Source organism: Ferrimonas gelatinilytica, from assembly GCF_039544205.1.
In the GTDB taxonomy this organism is placed as follows: domain Bacteria; phylum Pseudomonadota; class Gammaproteobacteria; order Enterobacterales; family Shewanellaceae; genus Ferrimonas; species Ferrimonas gelatinilytica.
This window is the reverse complement of sequence record NZ_BAABLF010000007.1, coordinates 59,023-77,716: the sequence shown is the minus strand read 5'-3', so window position 1 is coordinate 77,716 and position 18,694 is coordinate 59,023. Positions and strand designations below refer to the sequence as shown.

16 protein-coding genes are annotated in these 18,694 nt (G+C 55.4%); 8 read left to right on the top strand and 8 right to left on the bottom strand.

Annotated elements, in window-relative coordinates; all coding sequences use genetic code 11:
* Nucleotides 1–73: 73 nt before the first annotated feature.
* Together ABD997_RS07045 and ABD997_RS07040 are read left to right on the top strand one after the other, a co-directional pair.
* Nucleotides 74–1,822, top strand: a complete 1,749-nt coding sequence (locus tag ABD997_RS07045; protein WP_345316307.1) for a leucine-rich repeat domain-containing protein — start codon at nucleotides 74–76, stop codon at nucleotides 1,820–1,822.
* Nucleotides 1,819–3,144, top strand: coding sequence for a coiled-coil domain-containing protein (locus ABD997_RS07040; protein WP_345316306.1), 1,326 nt, complete (start codon nucleotides 1,819–1,821; stop codon nucleotides 3,142–3,144). Before ABD997_RS07045 ends, ABD997_RS07040 begins: the two co-directional genes overlap by 4 nt.
* 610 nt (nucleotides 3,145–3,754) lie before the next feature.
* Here the strand turns inward: ABD997_RS07040 and ABD997_RS07035 are convergent.
* From ABD997_RS07035 to rplU, 4 genes are all read right to left on the bottom strand, one after another.
* Nucleotides 3,755–4,192, bottom strand: a complete 438-nt coding sequence (locus ABD997_RS07035) for a hypothetical protein (protein WP_345316305.1) — start codon at nucleotides 4,190–4,192, stop codon at nucleotides 3,755–3,757.
* 82 nt (nucleotides 4,193–4,274) lie between these two features.
* A complete protein-coding gene (cgtA, locus tag ABD997_RS07030) occupies nucleotides 4,275–5,441 on the bottom strand; it encodes an Obg family GTPase CgtA (RefSeq protein WP_345316304.1) in 1,167 nt (388 codons plus the stop codon).
* Nucleotides 5,442–5,532: 91 nt separating this feature from the next.
* Nucleotides 5,533–5,790, bottom strand: a complete 258-nt coding sequence (gene rpmA / locus ABD997_RS07025; protein WP_345316303.1) for a 50S ribosomal protein L27 — start codon at nucleotides 5,788–5,790, stop codon at nucleotides 5,533–5,535.
* A gap of 18 nt (nucleotides 5,791–5,808) precedes the next feature.
* Complete coding sequence (gene rplU / locus ABD997_RS07020; protein WP_345316302.1) at nucleotides 5,809–6,120, bottom strand: 50S ribosomal protein L21; 312 nt, start codon at nucleotides 6,118–6,120, stop codon at nucleotides 5,809–5,811.
* 269 nt (nucleotides 6,121–6,389) lie between these two features.
* Between rplU and ispB the strand changes: the two genes are divergently transcribed.
* Nucleotides 6,390–7,358 carry an octaprenyl diphosphate synthase gene (ispB, locus tag ABD997_RS07015; protein WP_345316301.1) on the top strand — a complete coding sequence of 323 codons (969 nt, stop codon included), beginning with the start codon at nucleotides 6,390–6,392 and terminating at the stop codon, nucleotides 7,356–7,358.
* 100 nt (nucleotides 7,359–7,458) lie between these two features.
* Here ispB and mdh read toward each other — a convergent pair whose 3' ends face one another.
* Nucleotides 7,459–8,397 (bottom strand): malate dehydrogenase, encoded by a 939-nt coding sequence (gene mdh, locus ABD997_RS07010; RefSeq protein WP_345316300.1) that lies wholly within the window; start codon nucleotides 8,395–8,397, stop codon nucleotides 7,459–7,461.
* 256 nt (nucleotides 8,398–8,653) lie between these two features.
* On the opposite strand from mdh, the gene argR reads away from it, so the two are divergent.
* From argR to ABD997_RS06995, 3 genes are all read left to right on the top strand, one after another.
* Nucleotides 8,654–9,124: a transcriptional regulator ArgR gene (argR, locus tag ABD997_RS07005; protein WP_345316299.1), complete on the top strand. Its 471-nt coding sequence runs from the start codon at nucleotides 8,654–8,656 to the stop codon at nucleotides 9,122–9,124.
* Between the two features lie 77 nt (nucleotides 9,125–9,201).
* Nucleotides 9,202–9,726: a hypothetical protein gene (locus tag ABD997_RS07000; protein WP_345316298.1), complete on the top strand. Its 525-nt coding sequence runs from the start codon at nucleotides 9,202–9,204 to the stop codon at nucleotides 9,724–9,726.
* A 30-nt stretch (nucleotides 9,727–9,756) separates the two neighbouring features.
* A complete protein-coding gene (locus tag ABD997_RS06995; protein ID WP_345316297.1) occupies nucleotides 9,757–10,080 on the top strand; it encodes a YqfO family protein in 324 nt (107 codons plus the stop codon).
* A gap of 22 nt (nucleotides 10,081–10,102) precedes the next feature.
* Here the strand turns inward: ABD997_RS06995 and ABD997_RS06990 are convergent, their stop codons facing one another.
* The 3 genes from ABD997_RS06990 to ABD997_RS06980 are packed head-to-tail and all read right to left on the bottom strand — an operon-like array spanning nucleotide 10,103 to nucleotide 14,793.
* On the bottom strand, nucleotides 10,103–12,433 hold the full coding sequence (locus tag ABD997_RS06990; protein ID WP_345316296.1) for a putative bifunctional diguanylate cyclase/phosphodiesterase: 2,331 nt from the start codon (nucleotides 12,431–12,433) through the stop codon (nucleotides 10,103–10,105).
* Nucleotides 12,434–12,436: 3 nt separating this feature from the next.
* The gene (locus ABD997_RS06985) at nucleotides 12,437–13,351 is read right to left on the bottom strand and encodes a transporter substrate-binding domain-containing protein (protein WP_345316295.1); all 915 of its coding nucleotides are present in this window, start codon (nucleotides 13,349–13,351) and stop codon (nucleotides 12,437–12,439) included.
* Nucleotides 13,352–13,392: 41 nt separating this feature from the next.
* A complete protein-coding gene (locus tag ABD997_RS06980; protein WP_345316294.1) occupies nucleotides 13,393–14,793 on the bottom strand; it encodes an aminotransferase class V-fold PLP-dependent enzyme in 1,401 nt (466 codons plus the stop codon).
* A gap of 334 nt (nucleotides 14,794–15,127) precedes the next feature.
* Between ABD997_RS06980 and ABD997_RS06975 the strand changes: the two genes are divergently transcribed.
* Together ABD997_RS06975 and ABD997_RS06970 are read left to right on the top strand one after the other, a co-directional pair.
* Nucleotides 15,128–16,849: a class I SAM-dependent methyltransferase gene (locus ABD997_RS06975; protein ID WP_345316293.1), complete on the top strand. Its 1,722-nt coding sequence runs from the start codon at nucleotides 15,128–15,130 to the stop codon at nucleotides 16,847–16,849.
* 412 nt (nucleotides 16,850–17,261) lie between these two features.
* Nucleotides 17,262–18,497, top strand: a complete 1,236-nt coding sequence (locus ABD997_RS06970; RefSeq protein ID WP_345316292.1) for a tyrosine-type recombinase/integrase — start codon at nucleotides 17,262–17,264, stop codon at nucleotides 18,495–18,497.
* Nucleotides 18,498–18,694: the final 197 nt, after the last annotated feature.

Here is an 18,694-nt window from a genome sequence, read left to right as displayed (position 1 = left end):
GTCGCACTACTTGCTGGCACCGCTTCCAGATAGATAATGAAGCTAAGCTAAGACATCTCAACCACCCGTGATCATGCAAAAAAACAACAAAGGCCTCACAGTTAGCAAACCTTCAACACTGACGCGGCACAGAACCACTCACTTGCTTGAACTGACTGATAGGTTGCTCGCTGGTAGAAATGCTGTAGCCACGACTGAAGACCTTGAGCGGTACATCCAAGAGTTATGGAACTGGGCAGAGCAAAATGATGTTAGCTCAAAGGATCTGCCGAGGGATAAAGGTGAATTGATGTTCCTTAATTCATTGAGATTGAGTGATTATCAACTGACCTATTTGCCTGAGAGCATTGGGAAGTTGCAAGCAATGAAAGAGTTGTATTTCAAGGATAGCGGTGCTTTGAGAGAGGCGCTCGGTCCGTGGCTTCAGTTTAAAAATTTAAATTTGTCTAACAACCAGCTGTCGCGACTGCCCAACTCCATTGGTAGCTTGATCAATCTCAACACTTTAACTCTGTCTCGAAACCAGCTGACTGAGCTTCCCAGAGGAATCGGTAACTTAACCTCACTTACCAAGCTGGACGTGTGGGAAAACCAGCTAACTGAGCTGCCTGAATGGATTGGGAATCTGAGCCAGGTTACTTCTCTATGGCTGTGCGATAACCAATTGAAATCATTGCCTAAATCCATAGATAATCTGAGCCAACTTACCGAGTTGAATCTGGGCAAAAACCAACTGAGCAAGTTGCCGGATTCAATCGGTTACCTGACGCGACTAACTGAGTTGCATCTTTACAAAAATATGCTGGTCACATTGCCTGACTCCATCAATAGCTTAACGCAGCTCAATGTACTGAATCTGTGGGGTAACCAGCTAAAAGTACTACCAGACTCCATTGGTGACCTGGCTGAGCTTTCATGGCTCAACTTGCATGATAACCAACTGACGAAGCTCCCTGATTCCATCGGGCAACTGGCCGCACTGATTGAACTTGATCTAAGCGAAAACAAGCTGACGGCTCTGCCAGAGGAAATCGGTAACCTTACTCAACTTTCTGAACTAGGTCTGAGAGGTAACCAGTTAGCAGCTCTGCCAGAGGAAATCGGTAACCTTACTCAACTTTCTGAACTAGATCTGAGAGGTAGCCAGTTAGCAGCTCTGCCAGATTCAATTGGAAAGCTGAGAAGACTTACAAAGCTTGATTTAGACGAACACAAGCTGACCACGTTACCAGAGTCTATCGGCAACCTCATATCCCTCAAGAATCTATGGGTATCTTCTAACCAACTGACTTCTCTACCAGAGTCTATCGGCAACCTCATATCCCTCAAGAATCTATGGGTATCTTCTAACCAACTGACTTCTCTACCAGAGTCTATCGGTAAGCTGCGATACCTAGAAAAACTATTGTTAATGGGTAATCAGTTGAAGGAGCTACCTCAATCAATTGGTAACCTTATTTTCCTCGAAGACCTCGGCCTATGTTTCAACGAGCTAGTAGCACTGCCAGCCTCCATCGGGAACCTGACAGAACTTAGTCAGTTAAACTTAGAGGGTAACCAATTGACAGCACTTCCAGAGACCATTGGAGACCTTTCAGAGCTAACTGAGTTGAACTTAGCGGACAATCAGCTGACAGCCTTGCCGGAATCGATAGGTAAATTAACTCAGCTAACTATGCTGGATTTAAGTGATAACCCGCTGACAGCACTACCAAAGTCCATCGCTAACTTGACTAATCTCAAAACGTTGAAGCTAAGCAGATATTACGGCGCAATCCCTCAGTCGCTATTGGACAACCCAAATTTGAGCATTGAACAGTGAGCGACTTAATCAAACGACTCAGGCTGATAGAAACCTGTATCAGCCTACAAGACCACAGCCTTATTGAACTTCAATTGCCGTTGCTTAAATCCCTTAGCAGTGACGACAGGGTCAGCGCAATCGCCTCACTGCTTGAGCAAAATGAATACCTACAAGCTCAGCAGGAGATCGAGTCTTGGCTCCGCACACAAAGCGCGTTGGTTAAGTTCGAGGACACACAAACCAATGCCATCCGCCTAGAACTAAAACTGCTAGAGCAGAAGCTTGAGTCCGCTGTCCTTAAGCGCAATGAAGCGCAAAACCGGCTTCAAGACTTCAACCGAGAATACCATCTTAGACTGGGTGCATTGCTTCTGCGGATCTTGTCGTTACAAGAAGAGATCGCGGCTCAGGAGCTATCACAAAAGCTCAAACACTACCGGCAATTACATGTTGAATGTTGCGGCTTGCGTGACATGATCAAGCAACACAGGGAAGAGCTTCGACAGCTCGAGGTTCAACTTGATGAAGTGGATTTCTTAAGCCCCGAGTATGACAAGCTTTTTGCGCAATATCAGACACTGAAGCGCAACATTGACCGACAGGATGAAAAGCTTGAGTCTGTACGTCAGCATCTCCTCAAGGAGCTTCAGAAGGTCAAACAAGACAACGCTTATGAGGACTTCCAGCAAGCCCACGACAGTGCCGACCGACTTGAGCAAGAAAACGAAGAGATCAAAGAATCCGTTGTCGCTCAACTGTCCAAAGAAGAAGCGAAGCTGCTAAAAGCAACGTACAGAAAGGCATCGAAGCTGTGCCATCCAGATGTTGTCTGTGAAGAGCTAAAGGCACAGGCTCATGACTTGATGGTTCAAGTTAACGAAGCGTATGCCGCACAAGATCTTGGGAGACTTCAGGACCTACTTCGCCACATTGAGAGCGGTGGGGAGTTCGCATTTGCCAGCGATACTCTGACAAGTCATGACTCTCTCCTAGAAAAGTTGAATGAGTTGAAGGCTCGATATCAACAAATCGAAGAAGAGCTTCGCTCGCTAGAGCAATCTGACGAGTATGAAACCGTGACTCAACTCGGGGATGACTGGAGCGATTACTTTGATATACGACAGCGAGATCTAGAAGCGCTTGCGCAAGAACTGGAACAGACCCTCGCCGCCCTAATGAATGAGGGTGACGAAACAGACTTTGAAGACAGAACTGAAGCCAACTACGAAAGCAGTTGCCGTGCTAGCCATGAGGTCACCGGGTTCTGGCGACAAGGACATTGGCGCGAGGGAAGTTGGGTTCGTGGGCATTGGGTAAAGAGTCATACTAGAGGTCATTGACTTACAACCTGGCCTGAACAGTGGGATTACGTGGTGACGTTGCTTAGGAAAGTTACGGGAACCAAGATCGCCGGGAGTACTGTCGGCGACGGTTGCACCAGGGAGACTTATGCTCCTGCGCGGTCGTTTAACGAGTAGGACTATGAGGTACTTTGCAGTATCTGGCCCATGACTAACGTTCGTTACTTCAAGCTATTGAACGACGAGGCGTTCCCCAGGGGGGGTTATTATGGCAAACTAGAAAGGTGATAGCCTCTTCTCGACGCAAACCGCTAAAGCGCATCAAGCGGAACAGCAAAGACATCTCTTCCACCAATGGTACAGTGGTCACGGAGTCGCCATTCTTGTGAAGGACTTGCTTGTCAACCGTAAGAAGTTGATTGAGCATGCTCCACTTATATCTTGTCAGAGCAAACAGCTGACGCTCATACTCGTAAGTTAGGTCCTTGTCCAGCTTGAGACGAAGATCTGTAGTAGTAACTCCATACACGCTTGTGGCTTGCATGCTCCTGTGACTATTTCCAATCTGGACTTTCACAAGCTCATGTTTAAAAGGTTCGTTCTCAAACGGGTGGCCATATTTTATGTGGTGTTTATAGAGGTTGACCACTTAGCGCATGTATACGTCTGCTGTGGATTTGGCTAAGCGATGCTCTGGATATTTTCCCCGAACCCGGTCTCGAAGAAAGATACGATAACGATAGGTCGGACGCTGATTCTTTATAAATGGCATCTCATCCCATGAAAGGCCAATCTCATTTAAGAAAAGAAAATAATCTAGGAGAGCGTCTGAATTGCGGGTTGTATCTTTAGCTCCATCAGATACAGCTTGGTGCAAGATCCAATTATTAACTTCAGTGACGGACTCGCTATCCACAACCTGTCCGTCATTATCAATGATTGACCTAACAAGAAGCCTTACGGTCCCAACCTTACGCCCTTTAATTAGGTAATCAGTAGCAAGCTCTCCATTTTCATCCACATAGGCCGTCGGAGGCCGATACCGGAAATCTTTGATAGTTTCACAGTAGTAGACCATTGCATCCATACAAAAAATCTCACTCTACCTTCATCAGATAGAGTGAGATTATGTCAGTAATTGAGAACTTTAAATTCCCGCTTACGGGAACCTACTTCTGGTAGACCACTTCGACATCGTAATCGTCGTCGTCCCAGTCATCGTCCCAGTCATCCTCTTCCACCACCGCTTCCTGCATCTGCTGGGCATGGTAGTGCTCCCATTTGAAGGCGACCTCCTCCTCGTCGGGTTGAGTCTCCTCCTCGACCGGCAGTTCGTTGAGCAACGTCTGAATACGCTGCACCAGGGCCTCGGTGCCCTGTTTGCTGATGGCGGCGATGGTATGGACTTCACCGCCATCCCACTGCAGGGCCTCGCTGATGGAGGCGATAAGCGCCTCACGCTCCTCCTCCGGCACCAGGTCCATCTTGTTCAGCACCAGCAGGCGGGGCTTCTCGTAGAGCTTGGGCGAGTAGGCCTGCAGCTCATCGAGGATCGCATGAGCACTGGCGATGGGATCGCTGCCGTCATAGGGCGCCATATCCACGATGTGCAACAACACCCGGCACCGCTCCAGGTGCTTAAGGAAGCGGATCCCGAGGCCGGCGCCATCGGAGGCACCTTCGATCAGGCCTGGGATATCGGCGATTACGAAGCTGCTGGAGGGGCCGGTCCGCACCACGCCCAGATTGGGTACCAGGGTAGTAAAGGGGTAATCGGCGACTTTAGGCTTGGCGGCGGAGACGGAGCGGATAAAGGTAGACTTACCAGCATTGGGCAAACCCAGCAGTCCGACATCCGCCAGCAACATCAGCTCCAGGCGCACCTCGCGGTGTTCGCCTTTGGTGCCCAGGGTCTTCTGCCGAGGCGCCCGGTTCACCGAGCTTTTGAAACGGGCGTTGCCCAGACCGTGGAAGCCACCCTTGGCCACCAGCAGCTTCTGACCGTGCCGGGTCAGATCGCCAATCACCTCGTCGGTATCAGCGTCGACGGCACGGGTTCCCACCGGCACCTTCAGGATCTTGTCTTCACCTCGTTTGCCGGTGCAATTGGCACCGCGGCCATTCTCGCCGCGAACGGCCCGGTGGCAACGCTCAAAACGGTAATCCACCAGGGTGTTGAGGTTTTCATCCGCCAGCAGGAAGACATCACCGCCGTCGCCGCCATCGCCCCCGTCCGGGCCCCCTTTCGGAATGTACTTTTCCCGACGGAAGCTGACCACACCACTGCCGCCATCGCCAGCTTCGGCGCGAATGGTCACTTCATCTACAAACTTCATCTTTTCGCCCCTGCTTCAAAACGCAGTAAGTATACCCGCTATACGCAAAAAGCCCCGCGTCCGCGGGGCTTTTTCATCCGGTCAGCTCGGATTACTCAGCAACAATGCTCACAAACTTGCGATTGTTCTTGCCTTTCACTTCGAACTTCACTTTGCCGTCGGTGGTGGCAAACAGGGTGTGGTCTTTACCACAACCTACGTTGTCACCGGCGTGGAACTTGGTACCACGTTGACGAACGATGATGTTACCCGCCAGAACGGACTCACCGCCAAAGCGCTTTACACCCAGACGTTTGCTTTCGGAATCACGGCCGTTACGAGTAGAACCGCCAGCTTTTTTGTGTGCCATCTCTCAGTACTCCTCGAATTAGGCGTTGATGCCAGTGATTTTAACTTCAGTGAACCACTGACGGTGGCCCATCTGCTTACGGCTGTGCTTACGGCGACGGAACTTAACGATCTTCACCTTGTCAGCACGACCGTGGGAAACCACTTCCGCAACCACTTTGCCACCTTCAACCAGAGGGGCACCGACCTTGATCTCTTCGCCGTTCGCGACCAGCAGAACCTGATCGAATTCAACGGTGGCGCCGGTTTCTGCTTCCAGCTTCTCCAGACGCAGGGTTTGGCCTTCGGCAACACGATGCTGCTTACCGCCACTTTGGAAAACCGCGTACATAATAACTCCGCTACTTCACACGCTGAAACCCGCTCATTTGTTGGGGGCCAGGGTGTGGCTAAAACTGTTTGACAATGGGCGCGCATTCTAAGGCATGGACGATAATCAGGCAAGTCCCCCTTGGAAAAAGATCGAAAAAAGGATCGGTCACTCTCCATAAGGGCGTGAAAGGCACTGGTCGTACCCCACATTTACGGTAGAATGACAGGCCGCAAAGCCATTAAAGTAGTAAGCTTTCGCCGCTACGAGCCAGATTTCGGAACCCAAGAATGGACCTGAATGCCATCCGCGCCCTGGCCGACGACGACATGACGTCGGTCAACCAAATGATTTTTGATCAGCTCCACTCTGACGTGGCCCTGATCAACCAGTTGTCATTTTATATCATCAATGGCGGTGGTAAACGCCTTCGTCCACTTTTGGCTGTTCTCGCCGCCCGCGCGGTGGATTATCAGGGCGATGCCCATGTCAAACTGGCCGCCATCATCGAGTTTATCCACACGGCCACCCTGCTGCATGACGACGTCGTTGACGAGTCCACCATGCGCCGGGGACGGGAAACCGCCAATGCCCTGTTTGGCAACCAGGCCAGCGTGCTGGTGGGGGACTTCCTCTACACCCGCTCGTTCCAGATGATGACGGAGCTCAAAAGCCTCAAGGTGTTGGAAGACCTCGCCGATGCCACCAACGTCCTGGCAGAGGGTGAGGTGCTGCAGCTGATGAACTGCAACGACGCCGACACCAGTGAAGAGAGCTACATGCAGGTGATCTACTGCAAGACCGCCCGCCTGTTCGAAGCTGCCACCCACCTGGCAGCGGTGTTGGCTGAGCGGGACGACGCCACCTGTCAGGCGATGTCAGACTATGGCCGCTACCTGGGTACCGCCTTCCAACTGGTGGATGACGTGCTGGATTACACCGCAGACGCCGAGGAACTGGGCAAGAACCTGGGGGATGACCTGGCCGAAGGGAAGCCGACCTTGCCGCTTATCCACGCCATCGCCCATGCGGATGCGGAAGAGAGCCAGCGGATCCGCAACGCCATCGAAAACGGTGGCTGCGACGAGGTGGATGCCGTGGTCGCCACCCTCAACCGGACCGGCTCCCTGGAGTACACCATGCAGCGGGCGGTTGAGGAGGCCCAAAAGGCGATCGCCGCCCTGGCCATTCTCCCGGATACCCCCCACAAAGCCGCACTGGAAGGCCTGGCCCGCATTGCGGTTGAGCGCAGCAGCTAACTCCGTCAGTACAGCCTGGCTGTATTAACAAGCCCAGCTTGGGCGCTCTCAACGCATAAAAAAAGCGCCCCGATGGGCGCTTTTTTAACGGTATCCGGCATTAGCCGTTAACGAAACTCTCACCCTTCGCAATGTCACCGGTGAGGGTTTCCAACATGCCATCCAGGGCTCCCTTCTCGAAATCGCTCAGGTCGCCGTAAGGCAGGATCTGCTCAACGCCATTCTTACCCAGACGGACCGGCTGAGCGAAGAAACGGGCGTGCTCACCGTCACCCTCGACGTAGGCGCACTCGATGACGTTCTCTTCACCCTGCAGGCCGCGAACCACGGAGAGGCCAAAGCGACATGCCGCCTGAGCCATGGAGAGGGTCGCAGAACCGGCACCCGCTTTGGCTTCTACCACTTCGGTACCCGCGTTCTGGATGCGGTGGGTCAGAGCTGCGATCTCATCGTCGCTGAACGTCACGCCTTCCACCTGAGACAGCAGAGGCAGAATGGTGACACCACTGTGGCCACCGATCACATTGATCTTCACCTGAGCCGGATCCAGGCCTTTGGCCTCGGCGATGAAGGTTTCGGACCGGATCACATCCAGGGTCGTGACGCCGAACAGTTTGCTCTTGTCGTAAACACCGGCGTTTTTCAGGACTTCCGCAGCGATCGCGACCGTGGTGTTGACCGGGTTGGTGATCACACCGATACAGGCGGTGGGGGCCGCCTCGGCCACTTTGCCCACCAGGTTACGGATAATGCCCGCATTCACATTGAACAGGTCCGCCCGATCCATCCCCGGCTTACGCGCCACACCGGCAGAGATCAGCACCAGATCGGCACCTTCGAGGGCTGGGGTCGGGTCATCGCCGGCAAAACCCACGGCTTCGACTGCGGTCGGGATATGGCTGATGTCTGCGGCCACCCCCGGAGTGACTGGCGCAATGTCATACAAGGCCAGCTTGCTGCCTGCAGGCAGGTTGAGCTTCAACAACAGGGCCAAGGCCTGGCCGATCCCGCCAGCGGCGCCAAGAACTGCAACTTTCATGATTTATCTCCAACTTTCCCTGAACGCGTGAGCTTAGTCACGGCGACAAATTCGCGCCCACAATAACCAAACCCGCTGCTGATGGCAACGCTACCGGTGGTGCCGCCCCGACCCACCAGCCCCAACCGCCTGGACAGATAAATCACCACCTCATGGGCTGAATTTTTATGCTTAAAATGTGAATCACACTTGCTTTTTAAGCGCGTTCTATACAAAGTTGGCGCCATCATCCGTGATGCAGTGTTTGAATTAATTGATGAGAAACAGCAGTCAACAAGAAGAACTGGTCCGCGCCTTCAAGTCGTTACTCAAAGAGGAACGCTTTGGCTCCCAGGGGGAGATCGTCACCGCGCTCCAGGCGGCAGGCTTTTCCAGCATCAACCAGTCGAAGGTCTCCCGCATGCTCAGCAAATTTGGTGCAGTGCGAACTCGAAATGCCAAGCAGGAGATGGTGTACTGCCTCCCTGCCGAACTCGGGGTACCCACCGCCAATGCCCAGCTACGCAACCTGGTGCTGGACGTGGACCACAACGGCTCCATGATCGTCGTTCGAACCAGTCCCGGGGCCGCCCAGCTGATCGCACGCCTGCTTGACTCCATGGGCAAGGCGGAAGGGATCCTGGGGACCATCGCCGGCGACGACACCATCTTTATCGCCCCCTCTGCGACCGATAACCTGGGTGAGACCCTGGCCATGGTCAAGGAGCTGTTCAATTACGCCGACTGAGTCGCACGATAGGCGGCGCCAAGCTTAAGCCACCGAGGTATACTCGGTGGCATCCATGCGTTGCTTATCATCCCGTTATGAATCAAACCGTACTCCTTGTTTTTCTCTGCTTCGCCGGCGTCCTCCTGGCCTACGTGGCCTACCTGGCCCGTAAACACCGCCGTCAGCTGGAGCAGGACAACGCCAACGCCAAACAGGCGCTGGCCGAGATCCTGGCGACACGTCGTGACTCCTATCCGCATTTGAGCCCTGAACTTCTGCAGCGCCAATCCCTGCGTGACTCCCTGCATCAAGGGCTCCGGGACGCCTTCGGCCAGGGGTTTCTGGCCAACACCCGCTCACAGCAGGATCTCACGCCCATCCGCACACAACAGCAGCGCGACACCGATGCCCTGATGACGGATCTCGGCACCATCCTCGAAGCCGGATCGGAAAAGATCGATGGGTGGGCGCTCTACGAAGCCCTGCTGGGCCAGGCATTTCAACTTGGGGGCTACGCCTACTGGCGCCTACGTGGGAACAACAAGCAGGCAGAGAAGGGCCTGAAAAGCCTGCAAGCTCAGCGCCAGCAGTGGCTGGAGCAAACCCGCAAACAGGCCTGAGCCGATTCGCTTTCGCCCGGAGTAACCCACATGAGCGTCATCCGGTTAAAAAAATTGGAGTTTTACGTCCCCAGTGAGGATAGGGAGCGCGTACTGGCCGCCCTGTTCGCCGCCGGAGCCGGGCAAGTTGGCCACTACGACCAGTGTTGTTGGTTCAGCGAGGGAACGGGGCAGTTTCGTCCCCTGCCCCAGAGCCGGCCCCACGTGGGCGAGGTTGGCACGCTGCACCGCCTGTCAGAGAGCAAGGTGGAGTTGGTGTTCGAGGCCGCGAAGCAGTCTGCGATTGTAGGGGCGCTCAAAGCGGCCCACCCTTATGAAACCCCTGCCTACCAGATCCTGACCGTAGAGCTGTAAGACTCTTCCCATTACGGGTCCCTCAACCCACAGCCAGTGCCTTTCTCGGCTGGTGCTGGCTCTCCTGGTGCAACAGGCGCTCAAACTCTTCGGCAGTCACAGCGGGACTGTAGAGGTAGCCCTGACCAAAATGACACCCCCGTTGACGCAGGAACTGCGCCTGCCAGTCGTGCTCTATCCCCTCCGCCACCACCTCAAGCCCCAGCGCCCTGGCCATCGCCAGGATCGCTTCAACCAGACTCCGGTCGGGCGCACTGGTATCCAGCTTGTTCAGGAACACTTTGTCGATCTTGAGCTTACTGAAGGGGAACCGCTGCAGGTAGCCCAGTGCTGAGTACCCGGTACCGAAGTCATCTATGGCCAGACCCACTCCGTGGGCCACCCAAGGTTGCAGCGTCGCGCTCAGATCCTTGTGGTTGTCCAGCAGCAGGCTTTCGGTCACCTCAATGGTCAGGCACTTGGCCGGCAAGCCGGTGCGGTCCAGTGTTTCCAGTACCCGCTGGCAAAGCGCCTCACCATGGCGAAACTGGATGCTGGAAACATTGACCGCGATCTGCAGCGGCGACAGCGCCTGCCAGCGAGCGGCCTGGCTGCAGGCCTGGGCCAGTACCTGATCACCCAGTTTATGGATCAGGCCGTTGCGCTCCGCCAGGGGGATAAACTCCGCCGGCGAGATCCAGCCCAGTTCCGGGTCTCTCCATCGCACCAGGGCCTCCGCCCCAACGATCCGTCCCGTGTTGAGTGCCAGGATTGGCTGGTAGTTCACCGAAAGTTGCCGTTCCTCCAGCGCCTGGCGCAGCTTACTGTCTAGCAGCACTTGCCGCTGGGCGAAGTGATCCATGCTGGCATCATAGAAACTGAACCCGTTGCGCCCCTGCTCCTTCGCCCGGTAAAGCGCGGCGTCCGCTCTTTGGATCAGGGTATTGCCCTCGACACCGTCCTCCGGATAGAGGGCCATGCCGATGCTGACAGAGGCGTACACCCGCCCCCCCTCCAGGTCAAAGGGCGCTTCGAAAAGACGCAGGATCCGCGCCGCCTGTGCCCTGGCCACATCCCTATCCGCCAACTGCCCCTGGATCACCAGGAACTCATCACCGCCGAACCGGGCCACCATGCCCTGACCATCGGCCCCCTCTCCCAGGCGCCGTGCACTCTGCACCAGCAGTTGGTCGCCGTAATGGTGTCCCTGACTGTCATTGATGTGCTTGAAGTTATCCAGGTCAATGAACATCAGCAGCACCTGCTCCCCCTGCCCCGCCGCCTGGGCTTTGGCCACCCACTGCGCCAGCGCTTCCTGGCCCGCTTTGCGATTGGGCAGGCCGGTCAGGGTATCGTGACTGGCCTGGTAGGCCAGCAACTTCTCTGACCTTTGGCGTTTCTCCACCTCCTGCAGTAGCTGCTGATTTTTATCCGCCAGACTGCGCTGCTGTCGTGCCGCCAGTCCCACCTTGGTCTGCAACACCAGGTTTCGGCTGTTCATCCGCAGCATGAAGAAGAAACCCAACACCACGGGAAAAGCCAACAACGAGAGGGCTGCCACGAACCAGCTCGAGGTAAAGAAATCCTGGTTGGCCAGGGGCAGGAACCAGCCCTGGATAGCGAAGCCGGGCACCGCAAGAGGCAGGGTATGGGCGATGTTGCGGGGGTCATCAAAGGCCCGTGAAGAGGAAAAGGCATCCCAGGCTAGGAGGGCCCCTTCCGGCGTCTTCAATTGGAGTCGACTGGCTTGCTCCGGTTGCTCCTGGCTGGACAACACCTGGGTGATCTGTGCCCGGTTCAGCTTGGCCACCAGGATCGCCTGGGGTTGGTCATGACGAAATACCGTGGCCAACTGAAGCAGAACCAGCTTACCGCCATCGCGGCGGGCGATGATCCGATGACGCTCCCCCGCGTGGTACATCGCCGAGAGTGGCAGCTCCTCCAGTATCGCGCCGGCCGGATCGGTGTCCGCCAGGACACGGGCGCGGAAATCCATCATCACCAGGCGTTCAAAAACCGGCTTGCCCTCCTTTTCAAAGCGCTGCTGGTTCTGTCGCAACAGCTGCGCCATCTGATACTTGCTGGCCCCCAGACCGTACGTCATCGACATCCCCAACGCCCGGTTGTCAAAGTAGGTGTGGACCACACTGTCTTCCGTCAGCGCCTTGAGCCGGGCCTGGCTGTTGGAGAGGAAATAGTTCATCTCCCGCGCATAGTTGGAAACCCTCAGCGTCAGCTCATTGTCCTGGTATTCACTCAGCTGACTCTGCCCCTCCCGGGCCACCAGAAGCAGCAGGAGCAGGTAGGCGATCAACACCGCGCCGGCAAGAATGAAGGCGAGGCTGTGGGGGTGGAGCCACTTACATCTGGCCATGGTTCAGGGCTGCGGGGGATCAAAAAAATCGGGGAAAAAGTACGGCATGCTGGGAAAGTGCTTGTTCACCAGCGCCATGTAGGTGCCGTCGGCCCGGATCTGCGCCAGGAACTCGTTAAACGCCTCGCGTAGCTGCGGCGATTCCCGGCGAAACACCACCCCCATCTCCTGGACTTCAGAGACCGGGCCGACCACCTTGATCTGCCCCGGCCACTTTTCCAACGCGATAACGATGTCCGGAACATCCAGTAGGGTGCTTTCCGCATCCTTGTTCAGGATGGCGGGCACCATCTCGTTGAGCTGGCGCTCCTGTTTGGGAAGGACCACCTCGGCGTCGGTCAGCTCCAACTGGTAGAGGCTGGGATCCAGGCAGGAGTTGCGCATCGCCAGTACGGTTCGCTGAGCCATCAGCTTTTTTACCGCCTCGATATCCGCTTTTACATCGCCACTGGGCACGATGGGCTGCATTGAGGAATCGCTGCGGGCCACCAACCACACCGCCGAGGGAAAGTAGGGGTCGGAGAAGTCCACCAGGGACTCACGCCAGGGCAGCAGCGTGACGCCGCTGGCCACAAGATCGCCCTCTACCGCCTGGGCCTCCCCAAGCACCACTTCACCCTCCGCATAAACGGCATGACGACCGGTTAACTGGCCAACCGCCGTGCGCCAACTCGCGGGAACGTAGCGATACTCCACGCCGAGATGACGGGCAAACGCCTGGATCAACTCCACGTCAAACCCTTGGGCCTGTTCACCATCGAGCGAACGGTAACTGGCGACGAAGTGGGCGTAGGGGATGCCGATATGGCGCAACACCCCGGCCTCTTTGATCTCCTCAAGATCTTTGGCCCATGCCGGCGCCGCGCCCAGCAGGGTCCAGGCGCCCAACAACCAAAGAAACGAGACTGCTCGAAACATAAAAAATACCAAGAAAAAGGGGCCCCTCGGGACCCCGCTGCTTACGCCATATCCATATACAGTTGGGACATTGCATCCACCAGACCATCCACGTCCTGCTCGTCGTGGAACAGGTGGGTCGAGATCCGCAGAGCCTGCGTCATTACCGCATCCCCTTTGTTCAGGGCAAAGCTGGTGGTGCGGATGGTGTATCCGTACTCCTCGCGCAGGCGATCCCGGAAGCGGGTCAGCAGCGCCCCATCGGTCACATCATCAAAGGGGTTGATGGTGGTGATGCCAGCGTTCAGCTCGGCTGTCATGGGCGAGAAGATACTGGCACCTGGGAACGCTGCCGCAAGACGCTGCTTACAGCGCAGCCCCAAGTCGCTGACGCGCGCCTCAATGCGATCACGGCCGATACTGTCCCACATCAGACAGGCGTCGGCCAGGGCACGCTTGCTGGGGATGTGATCCTGACCGATGTACTGAAGTCGCTGGTTCAGAGGCAGGCTTTCACTTTCGGAGCGGGAGCTATTGACCAGCAGAAGCGGGTCGGGACGGTCCCACCAAAACGTTTTCAGCCGCTCGGCCTCGTTGCGGACATAGAGGATCCCGGTGGCGCCCGGACCACACTGCCACTTGTGCCCGGAACCGGCGTAGAAGTCACAATCGATGTCATGAAAATCCAGGTTCAGCATCCCTATGGTGTGGGCGCCGTCCACCAGGGTTGGGATCCCGTTCGGCACCGCCACCTCCCGGCAGATCCGCTTGGCCGGCAGGACTGTCCCTGTGACATAGGGGATGTGGGAGAAGGTGATCAGGCGCACCCGGCTGCCGTAAAGGGCCACTGCATCCGCAAAGACCCGGACAAAATCCTCTTCGGTGACACTGTTGTTACCGGTGTCCACGGGGATCTCCAGCTCCACCACTTCGATGCCATAGCGGCGACGCGCCACATCCAGCGGGGATTTCAGCCCCATGTGCTCGTGGTGGGTGGTGAGGACCACGTCCCCGGCCTGGAACTGAAGTCCACCCAGGATGGTGCAGAGGCCATCGGTGGTGTTGCGGCTGAACACGATCTCATGAGAATCAGCACCAAAGCCGGGCGCCACCTCCTCGATCATATCGCCCATCTTGGAGAAGCCACCGAACTTATGGCCCATGGCCCAGGGGTCCCGGGCAACAATGGCGTTGTTGGCCTCAAACTGCGCCAGCACATGGCGCGGCATGGAGCCGGTTGTCCCTATATTCATGTAAACGTTGCGCTTATCGAGGGTGAAAGCCTTTTTCACCTCTTTCCACAACTTGTCGGAGTCGTTTTGGCCACCGCCCACCGGCGGAGTCCACCCCTCGGCGGCCAGCACCTGTCCGGGCAGAGCCAATGCGGCGGCCACCCCGGTGGTGGCTTTTAAGAATCGGCGACGTCCAGGTTGAATCTCAGAATCGATGCGGGTCTCTGACATGCGTAACTCCCTTTAACTGCAAGGAAAGCCTCGATAAGGCTAGTGAAAGTGGCCAAGATAAAACGTTCCTTTCCCCTGCCCTAGTTTTCCCTCTGAGCCCTTGCTCAGATTCGAACCAAGATCAGAAAGACGCACTCACCAGCGCCTACTTCATTGACTGGCGCCACTAAAAATGATGAAGGTTTTTGGTGATAGAGCCCACTGTGAGCGGACCACTGCGAGGTATAGAGGGGCGGCTAAGTCGGCATTGTGCGTTCAAGCTTCAATCATTGACCGCCTTTCCTTAACCCCATAACCTCAAACCAATTCCAATATAAACAGACGTTTATGCCCGATGGACGTTAACAAACGCTTTTATAGAGAAAATGCAGAGCCACTGGCTCGTACGTACAACAAGTTACCCTTTGAGCGGGTCCACCAATCCTGGTCGGCCTATTGGCCAAATAGCGATTGCTCGGATAGTTACGTATTGGATGTTGGCGCAGGCAGTGGCCGAGATTCACACTGGATGGCTCTACGTGGTGCTCAGGTCATCGCGGTCGAACCGGCGTATGAACTTGCAGAAATTGGCAAAGAATTAACAGCAGGTTTGCCCGTCACTTGGATCGATGACTGCCTACCAGGACTGCTTAAGACTACCGAATTGGGCATGCGTTTTGACCTCATCCTTGTCAGCGCCGTCTGGATGCACCTGGCCTATAGCCATCGTGAGAAAGCCTTTCGCAAGCTTTCTAACCTGCTAAAGCCAGGTGGACGACTGGTCATTACCCTAAGGCATGGTGACTTTTCAGATGGCAGAGTTGCCTACCCAACCCAGAGCTCAGAGCTAGAGAAATTCGCGAGGCGCTACGGTTTAGCTGTATCCATGCTGACACAGGCCGACAGCGATGCCATGGGCCGAGGTGACGTAAGCTGGCAGAGTGTCGTTTTCACCTTGCCGGATGACGGAAAAGGTAGTCTATCTACAATCCGCCACGTCATTGTCAACGAAAGCAAGTCCGCCACCTACAAGCTTGCACTGCTGAGGACCCTCTTACGGATCGCCGATGCTCATCCCGGCTCTGTATTGGACAGAACCGATGGTAAAGTCATCATTCCCTTGGGGCTAGTAGCGCTATATTGGACTCGACAATTTATGCGCCTGGTGAATCAGGGAGGACTGCATCAAAGTGCCAATTCCAATGCCGGGCTAGGCTTTGTGAAAAAAGGGTGGCTAACACTAAAACAGATGGGGTTGATGCCAGATGATCTTTCCATCGGCGCCCTACTCTCACCTGAGGAAAGCCGAGCGCTAATCTCTACATTTCAGGATGTTCTCGCCACTATCAAATCGGGCCCAGTGACTTATACCTATCGAGGCGATAAAAGTAATCCGCTATTTGCGATGGAACGAAAGCGCGTCAACATCAAAGGGCAGACTGTCCTTGATCAACATTTCTTTGCCAGCTTTGGCCACTTCACGCTCGAAGAAGAACTCTGGGATTGCCTTCGGCTCTACGGCAGTTGGATTGAGCCGATGTTAATTCAGCAATGGGTCGCAGAGATGAAGCGTTACCGAGGTAATATTGCCCGAGAAGAAAGTGGAGAGATCTCGTTAGAGCATTACTACATCTACTTGCAGTGGCTTGATCCTAAGCACGACACCTCGGCTATACGGCAACGTATGATAGCTTTATATCAAAATGGGTTTGACCTCACGAGCGTCTGGACGGGTACCAAACTCAAACCCGAGACTAGCCAGATCGACCACTGCCTACCTTTTGCTCACTGGCCAAATAACGACAAGTGGAACTTGCTACCAACCACTTCGAAAGAGAATCGAGCCAAATCCGATCGCCTACCCTCCGCACAGAGACTCAATGACTCGCGCCAGCGAATTATCCATTGGTGGCAGTCTGCTTACGACCAAACGGCTAGCCAAGAGCGCTTCTTCATTCAGGCACAAATGGCTTTACCCGGCCTACCGGCTGGATGCCAAGATTTCGAAGCCGTTTACGAGGCTATGGGTCTGCAAATCGCAGGGCTCAAAAGTAGGCTACTGCTACCAAATTGGTGAAGTCATAAACTTAAGTTTCGACCCGATAAAGATACTCAACGCCCGTTGTGAAATTTAAACAGCACACGGCGCATTGCGAATGGTCCTCCACTTTAAGGGCACCTCTAAGCCGCACAATGGCGGCACAAACAGAAAAGGCGCAGCGGTTACTAACCTGCTGCGCCTTTCTATATTTGGTGGCCCCTGAGGGACCTGAACCCGCGACCAAGCGATTATGAGACGAATTTTTGCCGAATTCCCATAAACCACCATGAACAAAAGTGAACAAGTAAGCCTTTATTAAACATAGCATTACAAGCAAACCGTTGTTCACTCCGGCTCATTGCGTTACGCTCAGATCCAATCGATTTGCTACATATGTGCTACACAGTAGCACGTCAACTCCCCTGCAATCAGTGACGGACGGCGAGCAATGGCGCTCAAGCGTAAGATCAGCAACAGCAGTCTCAAGGCCCTTACGGTGGCCGATGGTCGGCTTAACGACACCGAGATCCCCGGGTTTCATGCCCGGATCAGCCCCAAAGGGGCCATCGCCTTTTATCTGTACTACCGCCTCAACGGCAAACAGGTCAATTACCGCCTAGGGGCAGCGGCAGAGCTCACCGCCGCCCAAGCGCGCGATCTGGCCCGGGAGAAGCTGGCTGAAGTCAGCAAAGGCAACGATGTCCAGCAGGAGCGGCTCAGCGCCCGTGCCGAGCATGAACGCCGCAAGCACCTGAACCTTGCTACCTACCTCGAAGCGCGTTACCTGCCCTTCCTGACCGCCCGCAATCCGAAAACCGCCGAGCGCACCTACAAGCACATCCGCAACCGCTTCCCCATGTTGCTGAGTAAAGATCTCGATCAGATCACCCCGTGGGAAGTGGAGAAGTGGCGCAATGAGCAGCGCAAGTTGGGTAAAGCGGCCCAGACCATCAACTACAGCGTCAACAGCCTGAAAGGGGCGCTGTCCCGTGCCGTCGATTGGGGCCTGATAGCGTCGAACCCGCTGAGCAAGGTCAAGCCCATCAAGGCCGACAACACCCGCGTACGCTACCTCAGCGCCCCCGAAGAGAAGCGATTGCGAACCGCGCTGCGGGAGCGGGATGCCGAGCTCAAAAACAAACGCGACTCGGGCAACGCCTTTCGGGAAGCCCGTCATCAGCCGCTCTACCCGTCGCTTCAGGGCCGACGTTTTGCCGACTACCTCGAACCCTTGATCCTGCTGGCGATGAACACCGGAATGCGCCGGGGTGAACTGCTGTCCCTGCCCTGGAGCGCCGTTTCGCTTGGGGGCAGCTATCTCACGGTCCAGGGCGACAAAGCCAAGTCTAAGGCGGGCCGCACCATACCACTGAATCAGGAAGCCGTAACCGCCCTGCACGACTGGCGCGAACACAACCCTGACTATCACTTTGTGTTTGAGGCCGAGACAGGTAAGCCATTAACCGACGTGAAAAAGCCGTGGGCCAACCTACTGGAGCGCGCCCAGATCAGCGGCTTCAACTTTCACGATCTGCGCCATCACTTTGCCAGTAAGCTGGTCATGGCAGGGGTCGATCTCAATACCGTTCGGGAACTGCTGGGCCACGCCGATCTCAAGATGACGCTGCGCTATGCCCACCTGGCGCCGGAGCATAAAGCTGCTGCCGTGAATCTCATTGGCTAATTGGTAACGAGTTCAGGTCCTCTATAGGGACTCAATGTCATGTTTGGGGACTTTTCGAGTTGGCTATAGCCAGTGGGAAACAACTCGATACCCTATAGGGTCTGAAAGTGGGCAAAATAATCAGCGATCACCTTGGGAACATTGTGGAATCCCCAGTCAACGCGATAGCCGACACGGTGAAAAGAAATGCTGACTGT

Coding starts and splice junctions, on each gene's coding strand:
- cgtA (WP_345316304.1), bottom strand. CDS start 5,441: ATGAAGTTTGTAGATGAAGTGACCATTCGCGCCGAAGCTGGCGATGGC.
- ABD997_RS06970 (WP_345316292.1), top strand. CDS start 17,262: ATGGCGCTCAAGCGTAAGATCAGCAACAGCAGTCTCAAGGCCCTTACG.
- ABD997_RS06975 (WP_345316293.1), top strand. CDS start 15,128: ATGGACGTTAACAAACGCTTTTATAGAGAAAATGCAGAGCCACTGGCT.
- ABD997_RS06985 (WP_345316295.1), bottom strand. CDS start 13,351: ATGTTTCGAGCAGTCTCGTTTCTTTGGTTGTTGGGCGCCTGGACCCTG.
- rplU (WP_345316302.1), bottom strand. CDS start 6,120: ATGTACGCGGTTTTCCAAAGTGGCGGTAAGCAGCATCGTGTTGCCGAA.
- mdh (WP_345316300.1), bottom strand. CDS start 8,397: ATGAAAGTTGCAGTTCTTGGCGCCGCTGGCGGGATCGGCCAGGCCTTG.
- ispB (WP_345316301.1), top strand. CDS start 6,390: ATGGACCTGAATGCCATCCGCGCCCTGGCCGACGACGACATGACGTCG.
- rpmA (WP_345316303.1), bottom strand. CDS start 5,790: ATGGCACACAAAAAAGCTGGCGGTTCTACTCGTAACGGCCGTGATTCC.
- ABD997_RS07000 (WP_345316298.1), top strand. CDS start 9,202: ATGAATCAAACCGTACTCCTTGTTTTTCTCTGCTTCGCCGGCGTCCTC.
- ABD997_RS07045 (WP_345316307.1), top strand. CDS start 74: ATGCAAAAAAACAACAAAGGCCTCACAGTTAGCAAACCTTCAACACTG.
- argR (WP_345316299.1), top strand. CDS start 8,654: ATGAGAAACAGCAGTCAACAAGAAGAACTGGTCCGCGCCTTCAAGTCG.
- ABD997_RS06995 (WP_345316297.1), top strand. CDS start 9,757: ATGAGCGTCATCCGGTTAAAAAAATTGGAGTTTTACGTCCCCAGTGAG.
- ABD997_RS06980 (WP_345316294.1), bottom strand. CDS start 14,793: ATGTCAGAGACCCGCATCGATTCTGAGATTCAACCTGGACGTCGCCGA.
- ABD997_RS06990 (WP_345316296.1), bottom strand. CDS start 12,433: ATGGCCAGATGTAAGTGGCTCCACCCCCACAGCCTCGCCTTCATTCTT.
- ABD997_RS07035 (WP_345316305.1), bottom strand. CDS start 4,192: ATGGATGCAATGGTCTACTACTGTGAAACTATCAAAGATTTCCGGTAT.